This is a genomic window from Herbiconiux aconitum (assembly GCF_024979235.1).
In the GTDB taxonomy this organism is placed as follows: Bacteria; Actinomycetota; Actinomycetes; order Actinomycetales; family Microbacteriaceae; genus Herbiconiux; species Herbiconiux aconitum.
The window spans coordinates 498783-519655 of record NZ_JANLCM010000001.1; the positions used below are offsets into that span (position 1 = coordinate 498783).

The 20873-nt window shown below is 68.8% G+C and carries 23 protein-coding genes and 1 tRNA gene; 11 read left to right on the forward strand and 13 right to left on the reverse strand.

The window, feature by feature from the left end:
* The first annotated feature begins 63 nt into the window (after positions 1-63).
* Genes N1027_RS02280 through N1027_RS02290 form a run of 3 tightly spaced genes read left to right on the forward strand, consistent with a single transcriptional unit; the run spans position 64 to position 2637 of the window.
* Positions 64-1026 (forward strand): NAD(P)-dependent oxidoreductase, encoded by a 963-nt coding sequence (locus tag N1027_RS02280; RefSeq protein ID WP_259504700.1) that lies wholly within the window; start codon positions 64-66, stop codon positions 1024-1026.
* The gene (locus N1027_RS02285) at positions 1023-1682 is read left to right on the forward strand and encodes a bifunctional 4-hydroxy-2-oxoglutarate aldolase/2-dehydro-3-deoxy-phosphogluconate aldolase (protein ID WP_259504709.1); all 660 of its coding nucleotides are present in this window, start codon (positions 1023-1025) and stop codon (positions 1680-1682) included. The genes N1027_RS02280 and N1027_RS02285 overlap by 4 nt, the downstream gene beginning before the upstream one ends.
* The gene (locus N1027_RS02290) at positions 1669-2637 is read left to right on the forward strand and encodes a phosphotriesterase family protein (protein ID WP_259504711.1); all 969 of its coding nucleotides are present in this window, start codon (positions 1669-1671) and stop codon (positions 2635-2637) included. Before N1027_RS02285 ends, N1027_RS02290 begins: the two co-directional genes overlap by 14 nt.
* Before the next feature lie 143 nt (positions 2638-2780).
* Here the strand turns inward: N1027_RS02290 and N1027_RS02295 are convergent.
* The 4 genes from N1027_RS02295 to N1027_RS02310 all read right to left on the reverse strand — a co-directional run bounded on the left by N1027_RS02295 (position 2781) and on the right by N1027_RS02310 (position 4368).
* Positions 2781-2862: transfer RNA gene (locus N1027_RS02295), tRNA-Tyr, on the reverse strand.
* 88 nt (positions 2863-2950) lie between these two features.
* On the reverse strand, positions 2951-3706 hold the full coding sequence (locus N1027_RS02300) for a lytic transglycosylase domain-containing protein (protein ID WP_259504713.1): 756 nt from the start codon (positions 3704-3706) through the stop codon (positions 2951-2953).
* A 36-nt stretch (positions 3707-3742) separates the two neighbouring features.
* Positions 3743-4126, reverse strand: a complete 384-nt coding sequence (locus N1027_RS02305; protein ID WP_308199768.1) for a type II toxin-antitoxin system VapC family toxin — start codon at positions 4124-4126, stop codon at positions 3743-3745.
* Positions 4123-4368: a type II toxin-antitoxin system Phd/YefM family antitoxin gene (locus N1027_RS02310; protein WP_372499652.1), complete on the reverse strand. Its 246-nt coding sequence runs from the start codon at positions 4366-4368 to the stop codon at positions 4123-4125. Before N1027_RS02310 ends, N1027_RS02305 begins: the two co-directional genes overlap by 4 nt.
* Before the next feature lie 93 nt (positions 4369-4461).
* Here N1027_RS02310 and N1027_RS02315 point away from each other — a divergent pair, with 93 nt between their 5' ends.
* Positions 4462-4950, forward strand: a complete 489-nt coding sequence (locus N1027_RS02315) for a YajQ family cyclic di-GMP-binding protein (RefSeq protein WP_259504717.1) — start codon at positions 4462-4464, stop codon at positions 4948-4950.
* A gap of 4 nt (positions 4951-4954) precedes the next feature.
* Positions 4955-5665: an NUDIX domain-containing protein gene (locus N1027_RS02320; RefSeq protein WP_259504719.1), complete on the forward strand. Its 711-nt coding sequence runs from the start codon at positions 4955-4957 to the stop codon at positions 5663-5665.
* On the opposite strand, the gene N1027_RS02325 is transcribed toward N1027_RS02320, so the two are convergent.
* Positions 5635-7020, reverse strand: a complete 1386-nt coding sequence (locus N1027_RS02325; RefSeq protein ID WP_259504721.1) for an FAD-binding oxidoreductase — start codon at positions 7018-7020, stop codon at positions 5635-5637. The two genes, N1027_RS02320 and N1027_RS02325, sit on opposite strands and share 31 nt — an antisense overlap.
* An 80-nt stretch (positions 7021-7100) precedes the next feature.
* Entirely contained in the window at positions 7101-8513 is a 1413-nt protein-coding gene (locus tag N1027_RS02330; protein WP_259504724.1) for an aminotransferase-like domain-containing protein, read from the reverse strand.
* Between N1027_RS02330 and N1027_RS02335 the strand changes: the two genes are divergently transcribed.
* Positions 8512-9540: a DMT family transporter gene (locus N1027_RS02335; RefSeq protein ID WP_259504726.1), complete on the forward strand. Its 1029-nt coding sequence runs from the start codon at positions 8512-8514 to the stop codon at positions 9538-9540. The two genes, N1027_RS02330 and N1027_RS02335, sit on opposite strands and share 2 nt — an antisense overlap.
* On the opposite strand, the gene N1027_RS02340 is transcribed toward N1027_RS02335, so the two are convergent.
* The 3 genes from N1027_RS02340 to N1027_RS02350 form a co-directional block, all read right to left on the reverse strand.
* Positions 9537-10895, reverse strand: coding sequence for an FAD-dependent oxidoreductase (locus N1027_RS02340; protein WP_259504729.1), 1359 nt, complete (start codon positions 10893-10895; stop codon positions 9537-9539). The genes N1027_RS02335 and N1027_RS02340 overlap by 4 nt on opposite strands.
* A 76-nt stretch (positions 10896-10971) precedes the next feature.
* Entirely contained in the window at positions 10972-12024 is a 1053-nt protein-coding gene (locus tag N1027_RS02345) for a polyprenyl synthetase family protein (RefSeq protein ID WP_259504732.1), read from the reverse strand.
* A gap of 10 nt (positions 12025-12034) precedes the next feature.
* Positions 12035-12748 carry a class I SAM-dependent methyltransferase gene (locus N1027_RS02350; protein WP_372499653.1) on the reverse strand — a complete coding sequence of 238 codons (714 nt, stop codon included), beginning with the start codon at positions 12746-12748 and terminating at the stop codon, positions 12035-12037.
* Between the two features lie 84 nt (positions 12749-12832).
* On the opposite strand from N1027_RS02350, the gene N1027_RS02355 reads away from it, so the two are divergent.
* From N1027_RS02355 to N1027_RS02370, 4 genes are all read left to right on the forward strand, one after another.
* Positions 12833-14080 (forward strand): isochorismate synthase, encoded by a 1248-nt coding sequence (locus N1027_RS02355; RefSeq protein ID WP_259504754.1) that lies wholly within the window; start codon positions 12833-12835, stop codon positions 14078-14080.
* A 129-nt stretch (positions 14081-14209) separates the two neighbouring features.
* Complete coding sequence (locus N1027_RS02360; protein ID WP_259504755.1) at positions 14210-14884, forward strand: fasciclin domain-containing protein; 675 nt, start codon at positions 14210-14212, stop codon at positions 14882-14884.
* A gap of 70 nt (positions 14885-14954) precedes the next feature.
* Positions 14955-15380, forward strand: coding sequence for a YidH family protein (locus tag N1027_RS02365; RefSeq protein ID WP_259504756.1), 426 nt, complete (start codon positions 14955-14957; stop codon positions 15378-15380).
* A complete protein-coding gene (locus N1027_RS02370; protein WP_259504758.1) occupies positions 15377-15709 on the forward strand; it encodes a DUF202 domain-containing protein in 333 nt (110 codons plus the stop codon). The genes N1027_RS02365 and N1027_RS02370 overlap by 4 nt, the downstream gene beginning before the upstream one ends.
* 54 nt (positions 15710-15763) lie before the next feature.
* Here the strand turns inward: N1027_RS02370 and N1027_RS02375 are convergent, their stop codons facing one another.
* From N1027_RS02375 to N1027_RS02385, 3 genes are all read right to left on the reverse strand, one after another.
* Positions 15764-17098, reverse strand: a complete 1335-nt coding sequence (locus N1027_RS02375) for a cell wall-binding repeat-containing protein (protein ID WP_259504760.1) — start codon at positions 17096-17098, stop codon at positions 15764-15766.
* Between the two features lie 86 nt (positions 17099-17184).
* Entirely contained in the window at positions 17185-17559 is a 375-nt protein-coding gene (locus N1027_RS02380) for a hypothetical protein (RefSeq protein ID WP_259504762.1), read from the reverse strand.
* Between the two features lie 57 nt (positions 17560-17616).
* Positions 17617-18273 carry a DUF1345 domain-containing protein gene (locus N1027_RS02385; RefSeq protein ID WP_259504763.1) on the reverse strand — a complete coding sequence of 219 codons (657 nt, stop codon included), beginning with the start codon at positions 18271-18273 and terminating at the stop codon, positions 17617-17619.
* A 102-nt stretch (positions 18274-18375) separates the two neighbouring features.
* Here N1027_RS02385 and N1027_RS02390 point away from each other — a divergent pair, with 102 nt between their 5' ends.
* Positions 18376-18930, forward strand: a complete 555-nt coding sequence (locus N1027_RS02390) for an ECF transporter S component (RefSeq protein ID WP_259504764.1) — start codon at positions 18376-18378, stop codon at positions 18928-18930.
* 186 nt (positions 18931-19116) lie between these two features.
* Here N1027_RS02390 and N1027_RS02395 read toward each other — a convergent pair whose 3' ends face one another.
* The gene (locus tag N1027_RS02395) at positions 19117-20826 is read right to left on the reverse strand and encodes a hypothetical protein (RefSeq protein ID WP_259504766.1); all 1710 of its coding nucleotides are present in this window, start codon (positions 20824-20826) and stop codon (positions 19117-19119) included.
* Positions 20827-20873 lie beyond the last annotated feature (47 nt).

Consider the following 20873-nt stretch of genomic DNA (forward strand, 5'->3'; position numbering starts at 1 on the left):
TCCCGCCTTGCGTCATGCTTTATTGTAGTACTACTACATCGAAGTGGGAAGACGGGCAGGGCGATGCTGGGACGGATACTGGTGACTCCGCGGTCGTTGACCAAAGCGGGACTGAGGGCGGTGCCCGAGCTGCGCCCGCTCGAAGAGGCAGGCTTCGAGCTGATCGCGACCCCGGCCGGGATGACACCGAGTGACGAGGACCTGGCATCCGCTCTTCCCGGCGTGCGCGGGTGGCTCGCCGGAGTCGAACCCATCACGCGCGCCACGCTGGAGCACGCCGATGGGCTGGAAGTCATCAGCCGCAACGGAACGGGTGTCGACAACATCGACGCCCAGGCGGCCGCCGATCGGGGCATCCGGATCACCCGAGCGGCTGGGGCCAACGCGCAAGGCGTGGCGGAGCTCGCCCTCGCAGCAGCGCTCAGTTGCGCGCGATCGCTGTCCTGGTCATCCGACTCGGTGAAGCGTGGCAGCTGGGATCGCTGGCAGGGCCGAGAGATCGCCGACCTCCGGGTGGGCGTTGTCGGTCTCGGCGCCATCGGAGCCACCGTGGCCGGTCTCTTCCGGTCGCTCGGGGCATCCGTCGTCGGGCACGACCCGTTCACCGACCTCGACGGGCTCGACAACCTCCCGCTCGAAGAACTCTTCGCGCGCTCGAACACGGTGTCGCTGCACGCACCTCCCCCGACCGACGGGCGCGCCCTGGTCGACGAGAGGCTGCTCTCGCTGATGCCGGCCGGATCGACACTGGTGAACACGGCCCGATCCGCACTCGTCGATGACGCCGCCGTGCTCGCGGCGCTGGAATCGGGCCGGCTCGGAGGCTACGCCGTCGATGCATACGACACCGAGCCGCCGGCGCCGTCGGCCCTGCTTCGTCATCCCCGCGTGCTCGCGACTCCGCACCTCGGCGGCTACACCGGCGCCAGCGTCAGCCGTGCGACCTCCATGGCCGTCGACAACCTCCTCGCCCACCTGGCGCCCGCCAGGGTGCCGATCCGCCACGACTCAGGAAGCCTGCCATGACCGAACACGACCTGTCCGCCGTTCGCCGTCACGGAGTCATCGCGGTGCTTCGCGCGCCGAGTGTGGCAACAGCCCTCGACACCACCGAAGCGCTCCTGCGGGGCGGCATCACGGCGATCGAGGTCACCTACAGCACGCCCGACCCGGCCGCCGTGATCGCCGAGATCGTGCGGCGGCACGGTGACGAGGTGTACGTGGGCGCCGGCACCATCCGTCGGCCCGAGCAGGCCGCCGAGGTGGCCGACGCGGGAGCGGCCTTCCTCGTCAGCCCAGGCACCGATGCCGAGCTCGCCGCCGCGATGAAGGCCACCGGGGCCATGGTGATGCTCGGCGGCATGACACCGAGCGAGGTGATGCTGGCCTCGAAACTCGGCGCCGACCTGGTGAAGGTGTTCCCGTCGTCGCTCGGCGGCCCGGGCTATCTCGGGGCCCTTCGGGGGCCTTTCCCCGACATCGCGTTCATGCCCACCGGTGGCGTGACGGCAGAGAACCTCGACGCCTGGTTCGCCGCCGGAGCGACGGCCGTGGGCGCGGGTGGCGATCTCGTGTCGAGTCACGCAATGGCGGCCGGCGACTGGGAGACCATCGAAGCCACGGCTCGGCGATTCGCCCGGGCGCTGCACGCGACCCGCGCCACGGCCGATGCCGCACGCTGAGCCGGAGACCCGCAGCCGCCTGGTTCGCACCGTGACCGGCGATGTGGCACCGGAGGCTCTCGCGAAGATCGACTACCACGAGCATCTCTTCCAGATCTCCCCCCTCCTGCCCGGCGACGAGCTCGACGACGAGCGCGCCAGCTCAGAGGAGGCCGCGTCGCTCGTGCAATCGGGTTTCGACGCCATGATCGACGCGACACCGATCGGTCTCGGCCGCTCGCCCGCAGCCACCGTGCGGATCAGCGCCGCCACCGGCCTGGCGGTCATCGCCACCACCGGCGTGCACCACGACGGACACTACGCCCCGAACCACTGGCTCCGCGAGTGGAGTGCCGCGCAGCTGGTCGACGCTCTGGTGACGGATGTCACGGAGGGACTTCCGCCGGAAGACGCGCCCTCCCGGCAGCCTCCTCTCCCGGGTGGGCGGCGTGCGGGTGTGCTGAAGGCCGGCATCGGCTACTGGAGCATCTCGCGCTTCGAACGCCGAACGCTCAACGCGATCGGGCAGGCCCACGCTGAGACCGGGGCGCCCGTCATGGTGCATCTGGAGCACGGCAGTGCCGCCTTCGAAGTCATCGACATCCTCATCGCGGGCGGGGTCGAGCCCGAGGCCACGGTGCTCGCTCATGTCGACCGGAACCCCGATCCCTACTTGCATGCCGACCTCGCGGCGACCGGCGCGTATCTCGGTTATGACGGTTTCGCCCGATCGAAGTCGTGGCCCGATTCCGTGATCGTGGAGTGCGCGGTGCGCGCGGCATCGATGGGGGCTGCTCGGCGCATCCTGATCGGGGGCGATGTCGCCCGTCGTAGTCGCTACCCGGCCTATGGCGGCATGCCGGGCCTCGCCTACCTCGGGCGGCGCGGACTGCCCCTGATCGAACGGATCGGAGGAGCGGATCTCGCGCACCTCGTCGCGACCGAGAACCCGCGTCGCTTCCTCGCCCGCTTCTGAACGGGGCGGTTCACCCGATACCGGCTGGACGGCAATTCCGGGGAAGAAATGCGGGGGCGCCACCGGCTGGGTGGCAATGGGGGGGGCGCCACCGGCTGGGTGGCAATGGGGGGGGCGCCACCGGCTGGGTGGCAAAAATACAGTGGCGGGTGAGGGATTCGAACCCCCGAATGCGAAGCAGTCTGATTTACAGTCAGATCCCTTTGGCCACTTGGGTAACCCGCCAGGGCGCACCCGACCACGTTCTGCAACACAACCGAAGGCGCTGATAAAGAATACCCAGGACTGCGCCCGGAGAGAAATCGCCTGCGGGTCAGTTCTCAGCCATGGCCTCACTCGCGTACCGGTTCGCGTAGTCGAGCACTTCGTCGAGGTAGGCGGGTGACTCGTTGTAGGCGCCGATCGCGGTGCGCCAGCCGTCTTCGGTGCCGAGGTCTCCGCCCGAGTAGCAGAGGTATTCCGCCGCCGAGAGGGAGGAGTCGTCGATGTTGTGGATGTCGGGCACCCCGTCGCCGTTGGCTTCCGTGGCCCAGGCGGCCCAGGTGGTGGGCACGATCTGCATGGGCCCGACCGCGCGATCCCATTCGGTGTCGCCGTCGACGGCGCCGGCATCCGAGTCGGGGATCTCCTGGAATCCGTTGCCGTCGAGCGCCACTCCGATGATGAGGTCGCTGGTGACCCCGTTGTCTTGGATGTGCCCGCCGAAGATGGTGCCGTGGTGCGATTCGACCCAGCCGATGCCGGCGAGGGTGTTCCAGCCGAGGTGGCAGTCGGGTTGTTGCTCGCCGATCGCGAGCGCTGCTCCCGCGTAGCCCTGCAGGGCGCGGCGCGGGATGTCGGTCGCCTCGGCGACCCGGTCCAGCCATCCGGTGTCGACGAGGTCGGCGCTCGGCGTTCCGTCGTCGAAGGCGGTGTCAGTGACCCCGGATGCGCGGGCCGCCTCGGCGTTCACCGCGAACGTGGCATCGGGCCCGGTCGCCGTCGATCCGCCCGCGCCCGCCGTGCACCCCGTCAGCAGCACCACCGCGGTCAGCCCTGCGCCGACAACGGCACCCCACGTTTTCCTCACGCCCCCCACTCAATCAGACCCGCCTGACAGCAGCGGTCAGAACGTCTCGATCGCAAGACCTCCGGCTGCGTTCTGGAGGCGAAGGTCATTGGTCCAGAGCGAATCGCATTCGTGCACCTGGGCGGTCGCCAGGTGAAGCGAGTCCATCGCTTTGGTTCCGTAGCGAGCTCTGACCGTTGCCGCCTGACGATAGACGGCCGGCGACATGTCGAGCATGCGAACCCGGGCGAATGCTCGCTCGAAACGGCGGAGCAGTATCGCATTTCCGTCTCGAAGCGGGCCGACCCGGCATTCGAGTTCGACGAGAGGACTCGCGACGAGCTGATCGGCGAACATCGCGAACCGCGCCCGAACGGCATCGCCTTTCGCCGACAGGTCCTCGATCGAATAGATGAACATGCACGAATCCACGTAGATCACTCGTCGTCATCCCCCCGCAGATCAGCGATGATCGCGTCGATCTCTTCGGGTGTCTTGCGGAGATGCTCCGGAAGGGGATTCGCCTCGAGCCATTCGACGAAAGTCTTGCCCGTGAAATACTCGGGCTCTTCGACGAACCGAACGATCTTGGCGACGGGTTTTCCGCGGCGCGAGACAACGACCTCTTCTCCTGCTTCAGCTCGTGCAATGAGTTTCGCGAACTGATTTCGCGCGTTCAGCATGTCGTAACTCTCCATGGTCTCCCCGACCTCCAGGCCATAAGTCTAGCCATGTTGAGCCTTCGTCACAACCGTCGATCCACGTAAAATGAGCGCATGGCAGATTCATCGTTTGACGTGGTCAGCAAGGTCGACAAGATGGAGGCGGACAACGCCCTCAATCAGGCGCAGAAGGAGGTCGCGCAGCGCTACGACTTCAAGAACATCGGGGCCTCGATCGAGCAGAGCGGTGAGAAGGTGCTGATGAAGGCCAACTCCGAGGAGCGGGTGAAGGCCATCCTCGAGGTCTACGAGTCGAAGCTCATCAAGCGCGGCATCTCCCTCCGCTCGCTCGACGCCGGCGAACCCTACGCGAGCGGCAAGGAGTACCGCCTCGAGGCCTCCATGAAGGAGGGCATCGCTCAAGACGACGCGAAGAAGATCAACAAGCTCATCCGCGACGAGGCTCCGAAGAGCGTCAAGTCGCAGATTCAGGGCGACGAGCTGCGGGTCTCCTCCAAGAGCCGCGACGACCTCCAGGCCACGATGGCGCTGCTGAAGGGCGCCGACCTCGACGTGGCCCTCCAGTTCATCAACTTCCGCTGATCCGGTGGCGATCGACCCGCTGACGAACGATCAGCCGGGGCGCCCGGGCATCGACATCCCCGACCGCCGGGGTCGCACCCGACTCGATCAGACCGGGCGCGACCTCACCGGCAATCCGCGCGTGCGGGTGACGGATGTCGACCTGCTCACCTCGAATTGGTACGTCACCCGCACCACCCGATTCGAGTTCCAGCACAGCGACGGCCACTGGTCGACCGAGGAGCGCGAGACCTACGACCGCGGCAACGGGGCCACGATCCTGCTGCACGACGCAGCGCGCCGAACAGTGCTGCTCATCCGGCAATTCCGTTATCCCGCCTACGTCAACGGCCATCCCGACGGACTGCTGCTCGAACTGCCCGCCGGGTTGCTCGACGAAGACGACCCCGAGACCGCCATCCGTCGCGAGGCCCGCGAAGAGACCGGCTACGCGATCGGCGAGGTGCAACACGTCTTCGACGCTTACATGAGCCCCGGATCGGTCACCGAGAAGCTCTTCTTCTTCGCCGCCCCCTACGACGCCTCGAACCGCGCGGATGCCGGTGGCGGGCTCGCCGACGAAGGCGAAGACATCGAGTTGGTCGAGCTGGGCATCGACGACGCGCTCGCCCGCATCGGCACCGACATCGTCGACGCGAAGACGATCATGTTGCTCCAGTGGGCCGCGCTGTCGGGCCCCTTCGCTCACTCGCCGCGATCGGGGAAGTCGGGGTAGGGGAACACATGGGTGGGGTCGTAGGCCCGCCGCACCTCGGCCAGGCGATCGAAGATGGCTGCCGGCCAGGACTCCTCGTAGAGACCCGGCACCGAGAGTGAACCGCTCGCGAAGTTGATGTTGGTCTCCGTCGACACCCACTCCGACAACTGCGCCGTGATGCCGTCGGCGATCTGCGGCAGCACCGTGTCGAAGAGGGACGGATCGGGTGCCCCGATCATCACGAACGCATACTCCGCCGACCGGCCACCCACGGCACTGCCGCCCGGCACGTCGCGTGCCGTCGCCCCACCGAGGTGCCGCAGCTCGGCGACGATGATCGGAACCTCGCGCCCAGGGCCGAACATCGCGAGGAAACGATCGATGAACTCGCCGTCGATGCCGCCGAGGAGCATCCCTCGGTCCCAGCTCGGCCCGGGGTCGGTTGGGTCGCTGTGGATCGTCGAGACCTCGCTCGCCGGCATCTCGCCGACCCGACCGAGGAATGCCGAGCCGGCGTCTCGGATCGGCTGGAACAGCCGCTCCCCTTCCGCCGGATCGCCGACGTAGGCGAACCGTGCCGAGATGACCGTCTTGCCCCGCAACGGCTCGGGGATGACCTCGAACGGAGGGAATCGCACGACCGCCACCGACGAGGTCGCCTCCTCGGGCGCAGTCTCGGTGAACGTCGCCCAAGCCCGCAGGACGGATGGGATGTCGCTCTCCTCGAAGAACAGCGAGCCTCCGTAGAAGCTCGGCAGCCGCACCAGCCCGAACTCCATCGAGGTCACCACCCCGAGCCCGCCCTTGCCGCCGCGCAGCGCCCAGAACAGATCGGGATGCTCCTCGGCGCTCGCCGTCACGACCTCGCCGTCGGCCGTCACCACCCGGAAGCTCCGCGCGTAGTCGGAGGAGAATCCGAAAGTGCGCGCCAACGGGCCGACCCCGCCGCCGAGGGTGTAGCCGATGCATCCGACGTGCCCCGACGCTCCCGTGATGGGTGCCAGGCCGTGCTCCGCGGCAGCAGCGACCACGCTTTCCCACCGGTTCCCCGCACCGATCGATGCGACCGCGCTCTCGGGGTCGATGGACAGACCGGTGACACGCGAGGTCGTGATGATGACCCCCGACGTCACGGGCACGGTGCTGCCGTGGCCCGTGGCGAGCACGTGCACCGGGAGACTGTTGGCTATGGCGAACCGCACGGCGGCCGCGACATCCGCTTCGTCGACCGCGGAGACGGCGACCTCGGGGTCGTGAACGACGGCGGTGTTCTGGGCGGCGACCTCGGCGGCGAGCGCCGCGTCACCGCGTTGCAGAACCGGCCCGGAGGCCGTGGAGACGAGCTCGGCGAAGGATTCGGAGGAGAAAGTCATGCTTGTGACTGTAGCGAGCCCCTCCGACACGGGTCGAGCGGTCGTCGCGAGGATTGCGGAACCCCGCATCCGGCGGAAGATCAGGTGTCCAGCACACCGGCCATCACCCGGACCGCCTCCTCGAATCGCCCCGGATCGGGGCCCGAGTAGTTCAGCCGCACGAACGCCCCGGTCGGTTCAGCCGGGAACCACTCCTCACCCGGCGAGATCAGCACGCGCTCGCGGCCGCAGGCCTCCACGAACTCGTCGGCATCGACCCCGGCCGGCAATCGCAACCAGATGTTCAACCCGCCGCGCGGAACCGCGGTGAGCGTGCCGGGCGGGAGCAACTCGTCCACCAGCCCGACCAGGGCGTCACGCCGGGCGCGCAACTGCTCACGCATCCGCCGCAGGTGTGGCTCCCAGCCGGGCGCGGTCACCACCTCGAGCGCCGCCGTCTGCAGCACTCCGCTCACGTAGAGTCCGTCGACCACCCGGTCGGTCTGGATGCGCGACCTGGCCGGTCCCCGCGCGATCACCGCCGCGATCCGGATGGCGGGCGACACGCTCTTCGTGAGCGAGCGCACGTAGACGACGTGCCCGTCGGCATCCTGAGCGATCAGCGGACGCACGACGGTGTCGAGAGCGAAGTCGTGCGCCCAGTCGTCCTCCACGAGGAACGCTCCGTTCGACCGCACCACCTCGAGGATCGCTGCCGCCTGCGCCGCCGGCCAGGTGGCCCCGGTGGGGTTCGCGAAGTGCGGCATGGCGTAGAACAGACGCGCCCGTGTGCGGTCGAACGCCTCGGCGAGCACGACCGGATCGACCGCGTTCCCGCTCTCGTCGCGCGGCACCGGCACGACCTCGAGCCCGGCCTGACGGGCGGCAGCGATCGCTCCCCAATAGCCCGGCGACTCCATCACGATGGCGTCGCCGGGCCGTGCGAGCGCCCGGAACACCGACGACAGAGCGCTCTGGCCGCCGGGCATCACGAGAACGTCGGATGCGGTGGGCGCCGATCCGCCGGCCGACGTCGCCTCGCCCACTTCCCGCGCGAACCAGGAGCGCAGCTCGGGAAGACCGGATGCCGGCGGCCGGTCGAGTGCCGAGCGTGACCGTGCTGCGCGCCCGAGTGCCGCCTGCACCGCTCGCACTGGAAGCAGGTCGTCGACCGGGTAGCCGCTGTGCAACGCGATGACATCGGGTCCAGCGGTCTGCATGGTCGATCCGACGTAGCCGCCGTCGGCGCGGATCGCGCCGAGCGCCGCTGTCTGCCAGCCGTAGTCGGCACGTGGCGCCGGCTGGGCATGGCGCACGAAGGTGCCGGCTCCGGGGCGCGACTCGACGAGGCCCTCGCGCACGAGCATCCGCACCGCCTGCTGCACCGTCACCGGGCCGGCGCCGAAGCGCACCGTCAGCTCGCGAGTGGACGGCAGTCGCGCGCCTGCTCGCAGACCGTCGACCACGGTACGGAGTTCGACGGCGATGCGCGCCGCACTGCTACTCTGGTTCATGAAGGATGATAGTAGCGCTACTGCCGCCCTGACCGCTCCGCTATCGCGGAAGGCGGCTGGGGCAAGCGGCCCGGCCACCACCCGCGACGCGGTTGCCCCAGCCTCTGCCTCGCCCGCGCCGCCGCCGCCCGCTTCCGCCGCCGCCCGGGCCCGCGGACTCACCGCCCCCGGTCTCGCCTGGGGGTTCCTCGGGGTGCTCGCCTTCTCGTTCACTCTCCCCTTCACCCGCATCGCCGTCGCGACACTCGACCCGATCATGGTGAGCGCCGGCCGCGCCGTGGTGGCGGCCGCCCTCGCCGCCATCGTGCTGCTCGTGACCCGCACGTCGCTGCCACCACGCGCCGTCTGGCCGCGCATCCTGGTCGTAGCGGCCGGGGTAGTGGTCGGGTTTCCGATGCTCACCTCCTTCGCCCTGCAGACCTCGCCCGCCAGTCACGGCGCCGTCGTGATCGGCCTGCTGCCGGCCGCGACCGCAGTGGTCGCGGTGGTGCGCGGCCGGGAACGCCCGAGCCGGCTGTTCTGGCTCGCGTCGATCGCCGGCGCGGCCGCCGTCGTCGCCTTCACCCTCATCAGCGGTGGCGGATTCGGCGGCGTGCACATCTCCGATCTCCTCCTCCTCGGAGCGGTGATCGCCGCGGCGGTCGGCTACGCCGAAGGCGGCCTGCTCTCGCGCGAGATCGGCTCCTGGCAGGTGATCTGCTGGGCGCTCGTGGTGGCCGCACCGGTGATGGCCGTGCTGACCGGGATCTCCGTGGTGCAGCATCCGCCGACCGCGCCGCTCGACGGCTGGCTCGCCTTCGCCTACGTGAGCGCGATCAGCATGTTCCTCGGCTTCTTCGCGTGGTATCGCGGCCTCGGAATCGGGCCCATCGCATCCGTGAGTCAGATCCAGCTGGTGCAGCCGGTGCTCACCATCGTCTGGGCAGCACTCCTCCTCGGAGAACCGTTGACTCCACTCACGATCGTGGGAGCCCTCGCGGTCATCGTGTGCGCGGCCGCGGCCGTACGTTCCCGAGTGCGCCGTTAGGCGCGGGAGATGTCGATCATCTCGTCGCGCGGCACGACTTTGATGCGCAGACGCGGCGGGGTGTCGGCAGCTCCGAGCGCCAACTCGTGCTGGTCGAGCTTGTGCCAGCCGTCGAGGTCGGTGTACGCCACGCCCCGCGACGAGAGCAGCGCGGGCATCGCTTCCTCGGAGGGATCGGCCGGGCTCCACCAGTTCGCCTGGTCGCGCACGAGGTGCGACAGCGTCTCCATCGCGTCGGACTTGGTGTGGCCGATCAGTCCGACCGGTCCGCGCTTGATCCACCCGGTGGCGTACACGCCCGGGATGACCTCGTTGTGGTCGTCGAGCACCTGGCCCTCGTGGTTCGGGATGACGCCGTGGTGCTCATCGAACGGGATGCCGTCGAGCGGCGACCCGAAGTAGCCGACGGCGCGGTAGACGGCCTGGATCGGGATCTCGCGGATCTCGCCCGTGCCGACCACGCCGCCCGCCGCATCCGGCTTGGTGCGCTCATATCGGATGGCCGAAACACGGCCGTCGGCGTCGCCGACGATCTCGAGCGGCTTCGCGTAGAAGTGCAGGTGCAGTCGCCGGGACGCCTGGCCCACCGGCCGCTCGCGCCATTGGTTCAGCACCTTGTTGATGACGAAGACCTGCTTGTTCGACTCGATGGCCGCCTTCGAGGCGTCGTCGAGCTCGAAGTCCTCGTCGGCCACGATCATGTCGACGTCGTTCATCTCGCCGAGCTCGCGGAGCTCAAGCGGAGTGAACTTCACCTGAGCCGGCCCCCGGCGGCCGAACACGTGCACGTCGGTGACGGGCGAGGCCTTGAGGCCCTCGTAGACGTTCGTCGGGATCTCGGTGACCAGGAGGTCGTCGGCGTGCTTGGCCAGGATGCGCGACACGTCGAGCGCTACGTTGCCGTTACCGATCACCGCGACCGACTGCGCGTCGAGCGGCCAGGTGCGCGGAACATCCGGATGCCCGTCGAACCAGCTCACGAAATCGGCGGCACCGTAGGAGCCCTCGAGGTCGATGCCTGGAACGTTCAACGAGGCGTCGCGGACGGCGCCGGTGGAGAAGATGACGGCGTTGTAGTGCTTCTTCAGGTCGTCGAGCGTGATGTCGACGCCGTAGCGCACGTTGCCGAAGAACCGGATGACACCCGAGTCGAGCACCTCGCGGAGCGCGGTGATGATGCCCTTGATGCGCGGATGGTCGGGCGCGACGCCGTAGCGCACGAGACCGTAGGGGGCGGGCAGCTGCTCGAACAGGTCGATCGAGACGTCGAAGTGACGCTCGGCCTTCACGAGCAGGTCTGCGGCGTAGATTCCGGCGGGGCCGGCTCCGACGATGGCCAAACGGAGCTTGGTCACGGTGAGTTCCTTCGTATCGGTGGAGACGCTCGGCGTCTGAGGTGCACGCAACCGAGTCGGCTGCGCGAAGAGTGGTCTAGCTGGTGCGCTCGACCACGGTGTCGGCGAAACGGGTGAGGGTCTTCTTCACGGTGCCGGCCGGCAGCGGGGCGAGCGCCTCCGTGGCCTCGCGGGCGAACCGACGGGCTTCGTCGATCGTGCGCTGGGTGACCGGATGCTCGCGAAGCGCTCGGATGGCGTCGTCGGCCTCCGTGCCGCCCGCCGCGAGCGCCTCGGGAGTCAGCCGTGCCAGCAACGCCGCAGCCGTGGGGTCGTTGACCGCTTCCTGCTGCAGGAACAGCACCGGCAGTGTCGCGACGCCCGCGCGGATGTCGGTACCGGGCGTCTTGCCCGACTCCCGGTCGCTCGGGGCGATGTCGATCACGTCGTCGACCAGCTGGAAGGCGATGCCGACCTTCTCGCCGAACTCCCGCACCGGCTCCTCGAACGTCGGGTCGCCACCCGAGAAGATGATGCCGAGCTGGGCGGATGCCGAGATGAGCGACCCTGTCTTGTCGGCGAGCACGCGGAGGTAATGAGCAACGGCGTCTTCGCCGTCTTGCGGGCCGATGGTCTCGTTGAGCTGGCCGAGGCACAGGCGCTCGAAGGTGTCCGCCTGCAATCGGATGGCCCGCTCGCCGAGCTGGGCGAGCAGGGCGCTGGCCCGCGCGAACAGCAGGTCGCCGGTGAGGATGGCGACCGAGTTGCCCCACACGTTCTGGGCGCTCGGCACCCCGCGGCGCTGATCCGCGTCATCCATCACGTCGTCGTGATAGAGGGAAGCGAGGTGGGTGAGCTCGATCGACGTGGCCGCCGTGATGACCTCGTCGGTCACACCCTCGCCGAGCTGGGCGGTGAGGAAGGCGAGGATGGGCCGCACCCGCTTGCCGCCGGCATCCAGCAGATACCGCGACACGACATCCACGAGACCACCGGTGAACTTCGTCTCGGCGGCGAGGCGGATCTCGAGCGCATCGATGCTCTCCTCGATGAGACGGGCGGTGCGCCGGTCTTCGCCGGTGGAGAAGAGGCGGTCCGCGAGCGAGAGCGGAGTGGACCGGCCCGTGGCACGGCGGAGACTGGGGGTCACGTTCACTAGCCTACTTTTCTTCCGGCAGCGGCTTCGTGCCCTTGTGCAGGGCCACGATCCCGGCGCTCAGGTCGCGATACTTCACGTGCCCGAACCCGGCCTGGCGCAGCCACCCCGCCAGGGTCTTCTGGTCGGGCCAGGATTCGATCGACTCGAAGAGGTAGTCATAGGCGGGCACGTTCGACGAGGCCGCCTTGGCGAGTGTGGGCATGACATTCTTGAGATACCAGTAATAGGCGGAACGGATCGGCGCCACGGGCTTACTGAACTCGCAGATCACGATGCGGCCACCGGGTGCCGTCACCCGGAAGAGCTCGGCGAGCGCGGTCTGCGGCTCCGCGATGTTGCGCAGGCCGAACGAGATGGTGACGGCGTCGAACTCGTCGTCGGCGAAGGGCAGGTTCATGCCGTCAGCCACCACGAACTCGATGTTCGGCAGGCCGGCCTGCCGCTTCTTGCCGACCTCGATCATGCCCGGCGAGAAGTCGGCGGCCACGATGTGCGCGCCGCTGCGTGCGAGCGAAGCGCTCGAGGTTCCGGTGCCGGCCGCGAGGTCGAGGATGCGCTCCCCCGGTCGCGGGGCGACCGCGCGGGTGGTCGCCACGCGCCAGAGCATGGCGTTGCCGACCGAGAGCACGGTGTTGGTGCGGTCGTATCCGGCTGCCACCTGGTCGAACATGGCAGAGACCTGCTCGGGTCGCTTGGTGAGGTCTGCCTTAGTCACCGTCTCAGTTTACGTTCAGTTACCGGGCGATCGCTGCGCACTGCCCGTGACAGGGGTGCCGAATGCCGGGCGTAAGCTGATTCGGTGAGTGATACTCCCCCGGTTCCGCGTCTGCACGTCGAGACCACCCGGGTAGACGACCTGAAGCTCCTCATCCCACTCATCGATCCGCGGCATCCGCTGATTTGGATGCGCAAGGGCCAGGGAATCGCCGGCATCGGCGAGGCGCTGCGACTCGAATTCTCGGGGCCCGACCGGATGCTCGACGCCTGCGCCGCCTGGAAAGAGGTGGTCGACGCCGCGACCGTCACCGACCCGATCTCAGCCCCCGGCACGGGCCTCGTGGCCTTCGGCACCTTCGCCTTCGCCGACGACTCCGCCGCGTCGAGCGTGCTGATCGTGCCGCGCCTGGTGCTGGGCAAGCGCGACGGCCGGTTCTGGATCACGCGCACGAGTGTCGAGGGCGAAGATCCGGCCTCCGTCGTCACCCCCACCGCTCGCCCTCTCGGCCCCGAATACCGCATCTCGCTGCTGCCGGGCGCCGTGTCTGCGGAGGGGTTCCGGGCATCCGTCGACGCCGCGATCGCCCGCATCGCCGACCAGCAGCTGAGCAAGGTGGTGCTGGCCCGCGACCTCACCGGCCATCTGCCGGCGGGCTCCGACCTGCGCCGCCCGCTCACCGACCTCGCCCTCGGCTACCCCGACTGCTGGACCTACGCCGTCGACGGTTTCGTGGGCTCGAGCCCCGAGACGCTCGTGCGGGTCGACCACGGAACCGTCAGCGCCCGGGTGCTCGCCGGAACCACCTCACGGGGAACGGATGCGGAGGCCGACCAGGAGAAGGCGGTCGCGCTCGCGACGTCCACCAAAGACCTCGATGAGCACGGCTACGCGGTCACCAGCGTGATGGCGGCACTCACGCCGCACAGCCGCAACCTCACCGTGAGCGAGATCCCGTTCACCCTCAAGCTGCCGAACCTCTGGCACCTCGCGAGCGACATCGAAGGCACGCTGAGTGATGGCTCCACCTCGCTCGACCTGATCGCGGCGCTGCACCCGACCGCGGCCGTGGCGGGCACACCCACCTCCTCGGCTCTGGCTCTCATCCACGAACTCGAACCGTTCGACCGCGGCCGCTACGCCGGGCCCGTGGGCTGGGTGGGCGCCGACGGCGACGGCGAGTGGGCTGTCGCCCTGCGCTCGGCCCAGGTCGACGAATCCGGTGACATCACGGCGTTCGCCGGGTGCGGGATCGTGACCGACTCCGATCCGGAGCACGAATACCTCGAGACGAAGATGAAATTCCGCCCGATCGTCGAGGCTTTCGGCTAGCCATTCTTCTGCCGCTTCCAATCCGATGCGGGTGCGCCTCCGAAGACCCTCTGAAGGCTCGGCCACCTGACACCGCAACGAAAGCGCTGGTCAGGGGTCGGTTACATCCATCCCTGAAGGAGAAGGTCCATGCGTATCACCAAGCGCCACACACTGACGGCTCTCGCAATCGCTGCCGTCGCCACGTTCGGTCTCGCCGGATGTTCCGGCTCCAGCACCGACACCTCCGGCTCGTCGTCGACCGGAGAGTCGACTGCTCCCTCGGAGATGGCGACGCCCAGCCCCGAAGCAATGGCCGACCCCGCGTCCGACCTCGTCGGTTCCGGATGCGCCGCCTACGCGGATGCCGTTCCGGACGGCGCGGGCTCCGTAGCCGGCATGGCTGCCGACCCGGTCGCCACCGCCGCCTCGAACAACCCGTTGCTGAAGACCCTGGTCGCCGCGGTCTCCGGTGGAGTGAACCCCGACGTCAACCTCGTCGACACCCTGAACGGCAGTGAGTTCACGGTCTTCGCCCCCGTCGACGACGCGTTCGCCAAGATCGACGCCGCAACGCTCGACTCGCTGAAGACCCCGGAAGGCGCCGCGACGCTGACCCAGATCCTCACCTATCACGTGGTTCCCGGTCAGATCTCGCCTGACATGATCGACGGCGACCACACCACCGTCGAAGGCGGCACCGTGACCGTCACCGGCAGTGGCGACGACCTCATGGTCAACGACGCCAAGGTCATCTGCGGCGGCGTGCACACCGCCAACGCCACCGTGTACCTCATCGACTCGGTGCTGATGCCCACGATGTAGTCTCGGGCACAACGGCCAAGGGCCGGTCACCTCAGGGTGGCCGGCCCTTCGGCGTCGGTAGAGTTCGGGTATGGATGAATCGGCTGCCAGCTCCTCGGAGCCGGCTGCGCAGGAGCCACCGGACACCCGCCGGCCGCGTTCGGTCTACGGCGTCGGCCGCGATCCGGATGTACGGTTCAGCCTCGCCAACGAGCGCACGGCTCTCGCCTGGGTGCGAACGGGGCTCTCCCTCGTCGCGGGCGGCGTGGCACTCACGACGCTCGCGACCATCGCCGACCTGCCCTGGGTCGTCGACGTCATCGCCCTGGTCGCCTGTCTCGCCGGTGGCGCGCTGGCCGCGTCGGCCCTGTTCTCCTGGCGGCGGGTCGAGCGGGCACTCCGCGAAGACCGACCGCTGCCCGCCCCCGTCGCCCTGCCATGGCTCGTGGGCGGCGTGGTGGTTCTGGCGCTGGTGCTCGGCGGCTACGCGGTGTTCGAGATCGGGCGGGGTCTGTGAGTCCGAAATCAGTCGAGGGCGACACCTCGACGCCGCGTGACCCCGGCCTGCAGCCCGAGCGCACCGCCTTGGCGTGGCAACGCACGGCTCTCTCCACGGCCATGATCGCGTTGTTGCTCGCGTTCGCCTGTCTGCGGGGCGGTTTCCTGATCGGCACCGCGATCGCCGCCCTCGTCGCGATCGGTGCCGGTGCGACGCTGTTCTTCACGCGCCGCGCTTCGGCCCGCAAGAACCGCGTCTCGCCGTGGACGCCCCTCACCCGCATCGCCGTACTTCTGATCGCCACCGCCGTGCTCGGCGTGATCTTCGCGCTGATCGCCCTGTTCTGAAACGGCCGACGGCCGGCACCCTCGAGGGGCACCGGCCGCCGCTTACTCCTGGAGCTACCCCAGGTGGGTCGCCAGCGCGGCGTACGTCGCGTCGGAGATGGTGTTGATGCCACCGAGAACCACGATGTGCACCGGGTTGATGCGGTCGAGTTCGGTGGCGATCGTGGCCGGGATGCTCTCTTTCGACACCAGCAGCACCGGCGCGTGGGAGTGGATGGCCGCCGCCGAGCCGGACAGTGCATCCGGGAACACCTCGCCCGACGCCACGTACACCGTGCCGGTGTCGTCGACGTCGAAAGCATCGGCCGAGACGCTCGCCGACACGGCGTAGCGGTCGGCGCCGTCGATGCGCGTGGTCGGCGCAATCGCCGTGAGTCCGGTCGCGACGGAGTCAGCCACCGTATTCGTGCCACCGAGCACCACGATCCGGCTGGGGTGCAACCGCTCCAGCTCGGTCTTCACGTCGGCCGGAATACCGGTCTTCGTGACAAGCAGCACGGGGCCACCCAGCAGCCCGGCCGCGGCCGATCCCGACAGGGCGTCGGGGAAGACTTCGCCCGATGCCACGTACGCCACCTCGCGGTCAGGGTCGAAGACGCCCCGCGAGACCGCGGCCGAGACGACGAAGCGGTCGGCGCCTCCGATGCGATCCACCGCATCGGTGTAAGCGCCCAGCGCCGTCTCGACCGCGGCGCCGATGGTGTTCAGACCGCCCATCAGCACGATCCGCTGCGGCTGCAGGCGCCGCAGTTCGGCGTCGACCACCGCGGGGATGGCGTCCTTCGTGACCAGCAGCACGGGCGCATCCTGTGCTCCGGCCGCGGCGGAGGCGGAGAGGGCGTCGGGGAACACAGCACCCGAAGCGACGTAGACGGTGTCGATGTCGGCCGGGAACTTCGCGGAGACGCCCGCCGACACGGCGTAGCGGTCGGCGCCGCCGATCCGCTCGATCGTCGGCTCGACGGTGAGTGTCACTTTCGCCGTGAGCAGCGGCAGACAGGGGAGAGCCTTGCCCAACTTGATGCAGTAGACGAACGAGTCGCTGCCCACATACGTGTTGTCGGGCGAGTAGGTGAACTCGCCGCCATCGCCCAGGCCCTCGATGGAGCCGTGCGTGGGCCCGGCCACGATCGAGATGAGCGCGTTCAACCCGAGATCGACATCGTTCGCGAACACCCCCTGACCGGCGGGCGTCGTGAAGGTCTGCCCAGCCGACAGAGTGTAGGCGTCGTTGTTCAACACCGGGACGAGCTCCTCGGCGTTGGCCGCCGCTGGGGCGAGGGCGACAGACCCGATCACGGCGACTGCCGCGGCGATTCCCGCCAGCCGGAGCCGCCCGAGCCCGCCGCGCCCGCGCCCTTCGTGCACTGAATCCGTAATGACCGGCATGATCCACACTCCTGAGTCGATGATAATTCCTCAGTAGTATGGCACCCCGCCCAGCCCATTGCACGAGATCGGCGAGAATTACTCACTCATTCGCGAAAGTACTCGTTCGCCCGCCGCGTGTAGAGCAGGATCAGCCCGATCACGGCGAGCAGCGCGCTCACCAGCTGGCTCCAGAAACTGTTTGTCGCGAACATCGAGAAGATCGCCGTCGCCAGCGAGATGAGAAGCACGATCGTGGTGAGGATGCGCGCGCCGCTGCTGCCACGCAGCAATCCGAACCCGACGGCGATCGTGATGATGCCGATGATGATCGAGATGATCGCCACGGCGAGGAACGCCCCACCGACGGCGCCGGGAGCGAACGCGCCGATCAGGGCGATGATGCCGCCGATCAGTGTCAGCAGGCCTTGGATCCAGACGATGACGGCTACGAGGGTGACTCCCCCGGGTCGTGCAGCCATGAGAACTCCTTCGTTCGCTCCGCACCTCGTCGTGCGGATGGTGTCACCAAAGTAGCGTCAGGGCGCGAAGCCTGCCAAGAGGTTCACCAGGCTCGCCAGGATGACCGACCCGAAGAGGTAGGACAGGAGCGCGTGCCGTAGTGCCGTCATCCGGATCGCCGACGACGTGAGGTTCGTGTCGGAGACCTGGAACGTCATTCCGAGCGTGAAGGCGAGATAGGCGAAGTCGGCGTATCGGGGCAGCTCGTCTTGGTTGAACGAGACGCCGCCGACGGTGCCGGAGTAGTAGATCACCGCGTAGCGCAGCGTGTAGAGCGTGTGCACGAGCCCCCAGGACAGCACCACACTCATCACCGCGATGCCGCTCAGGATGTCGCGCTCGACGTCGGCCGTGGTCGACGCCAGCACGAGCACGAAGACCACCACCAGCACACTCGCCAGGCTGGCGATGATGAGCAGCACGTCGCTGATCGTTCGGGTCGGGTCTTCGCGGAAGGCGTGCTCCTCGGTCTCCCGGGCATCCATGGTGCCGATCGTCGCCCAGATCCAGATCAGGTACACGATGCAGGCCGCGCTCCAGCCGGCTATCGCCGCCACGTCGCCGTGACCGAGCACAACGGAGGCGCCGGCGACGGCCAGCCCCACCACTGCCATCACGGCGAACCGCACGCGGGCATGGCGCATCCGGACTGCGCGGGATTCGCGTTCTTCCATACCCCGATCGTCGCACGCCTCCGGCCCAGCGCAAGCAGCACGGCCGGACGCCGGGGCATCGGAGCAGAACTCCCGCGACCGTAGACTTCTGCTGGAGGACCCATGAAGAACACCAGCACCCGCCTGCTGCTCAGTTGTGCGGCCATCGGCGTCGCCGGCGGCATCCTGTACGTCGTCGCGTCGTATCTCGGCGGAACGGTCAACGCGGTCGTGCCGATGCTCTACGGCTTGACCCTCGGGGTGTACTTCCTGCCGGGTGCGATCGCGCAGTTCCTGTTCCGCCGCGGCGGCGTCGCCCTGCTGGTGGCCGTTCTTTCGGGCCTCGTGTCGGCCGCCTTCCAGCCGCTCGGCTTCGTGGCGGCCCTGATCGCCCTGGGTATCGGCGTGCTGCAGGAGCTGCCGTTTCTGATCCTCCGGTATCGCCGCTGGCCCGTCTGGCTCTTCCTGGCGGGCGCGGTGTTCTCGGGTGTGGTGCTCGCGGTCGGAATGTATCGCCTGGTGGGCGCCCGCGAGCTCGACTCGGCGGGCGCGATCGTGCTCGTGGCCGGGTCGGTGCTGTCGCCCGTTCTCTTCACGCTGCTGGCGATCGCGATCGCCCGTGCGCTCGCGGCGACGGGCGTTGCGCGGGGCCTCGCGCGACCTGCGAACCGACGCTAGGCGCCGCTTCGGGAGGAGCAAACGCGAGCGAGCTCCTCCACGGAGGCTCGTTGCACGCAGCTCCTCCCGAAATGCGCCCGCCCACACGCCAGCGCGAGCGGCCGCCTTGGTGGAGACCCCGCGGAGGCTGCTCCGGTGAGGCTAAGGCTGAGGCGCAGACCGCCGCAGCCGCAGCCGCCTCGCGCGTTACTGCGTGGTGAGCAGCGAGTCGTCGGTGAGCAGCAGCGGCGCATCCGTCACGGGAACGTCGACGTGCATGTGCGTGCAGGCGTCGTCGAACTCGGTCCAGTTGGTCAGCTGCAGTTTGATGCCGGCGGAGGCCCGGCACTCGGCCTGGCCGACGTGCGCGCCGACGGGCATCACGGGGTCGAGCAGGCTGATGAGCTTGAGCGTTCCGGGGTCGGTGCCGTCAAGACTCTTGTTGTTGAGCAGGTAGAAGTCGACCGCGTGACCGCCGCCGTCGATGTAGTGCGATGAACTCGTGCCGGCGCCCTCGATCTGGCCCGTGCACTTGCGGTTGATGTCGCTCACACCCACCTGGTCGAAGTTGCGCACGGCGATCGCGATGATCTCGAGCACGCGGTAATCGACTCCGCAATCGGGAACCGTGACACCCTGGGCGATCCAGCGGATCTCTTTGATGTGATCGGGGGTCGACCCGACGAGTTTGCCCGAATCGACCGCGTTCACGAGCTCCTGCGCGAGGGAGCGACCCACCAGCAGCTGCGCCGTGGAGTACCCGGCGGCCTGCAACTCGCCGGCGTCGGTGACGGCGTAGCCGTCGCGGTTCACGACCTCGGAGGCCGAACCCGCCGTGATGAGCTTCTGCGAGGCAGGGGCGGTTCCGGCGTTGAGGCTGAGGTTCACCACGTTCGCATCGACGGGGCTCGCCGACACGGTCGAGGGGATGGCGGTGACCGCCGTGATGCCGAGCACGAACGTCATCGCCACAGCGGTGAGCCCGGCCTTCGCCCAGCCGCCTCGGCGGCGGGCCGTGCGGGCGAGCTTCGGGGCGCGGGAGAGCGATGCTGCCGCGGCGACATCGTCGCCCGCCACGGCCAACTGGGCGGGCGTGGTGGGGGCGGCGAGCGCCAGCGACGCCGAACGGGCGACGAAGGCGTTGGATGCGCCGGACGCGCCGGAGAAGGCGAGCGCGGATGCAGACGAGGGAGCCGTCGTTGCGCTCGAAGTGCGGGATGTGGCGTTCGAGTGGGAAGGAGTCGTGAACGTCGGAGCAGGGGCCGTGACCGGCGCTGCGGCGCCGGCCGCCGCGGATTCCGCGGTCACGTCGATGAGCTCGGCCTCGACGACCTCGCCCTCGGTCGTGGCCGACCGGGTCGCGCGCTTGCGCTCCCGACGGGTCGTTGGCACGAGGTGCAGGGCCGGCTCGGTGGCCTGGGGGTCGGCGATCGCGGATTCGGGCGCGACCGGTTCGAGCGCGAGTTCGACCGACGGCTCGAGCGCACCGGAATCGAGGGTCGCGATCTCCAGATCGGCAATCTCTTCGACGCGCAATTCCACTTCCCGTTCGCGCAGCTGCTGCTCCCGCTCGCGCAGCTGACGCCGGGTGAGCGGTGCAGGCTCCGCGACGGGCACGATCACGATCTCCGTGGTGACGACCGGCACGACCTCGGCCGCCGGCACGACCTCGACGTCGCCGGAGGTGGGGGAAGCGACATCCGTTGCCGCAGCAGCCGCTTCGGCCGCGATCCGCTCCCGCCGGCTCAACGCCCTGGGCCGACCGGGCGCCTCTGCCGATGCCTCCGCCTGACGCTCCAGCGCCTCGCGTTCGAGTGCCGCTTCGCGCAGCTGCCGCCGGGTGAGCGGGGTCGACGAACCGTCGATGCGCGCTCTGCGGGCCGACTTTCGGTCGGATCGCGATTCCGGGTTTGTCAAACGAAGTGCTTTCGGGGTCTTACTGGGGTCGTATCCGCGGGCAGCGA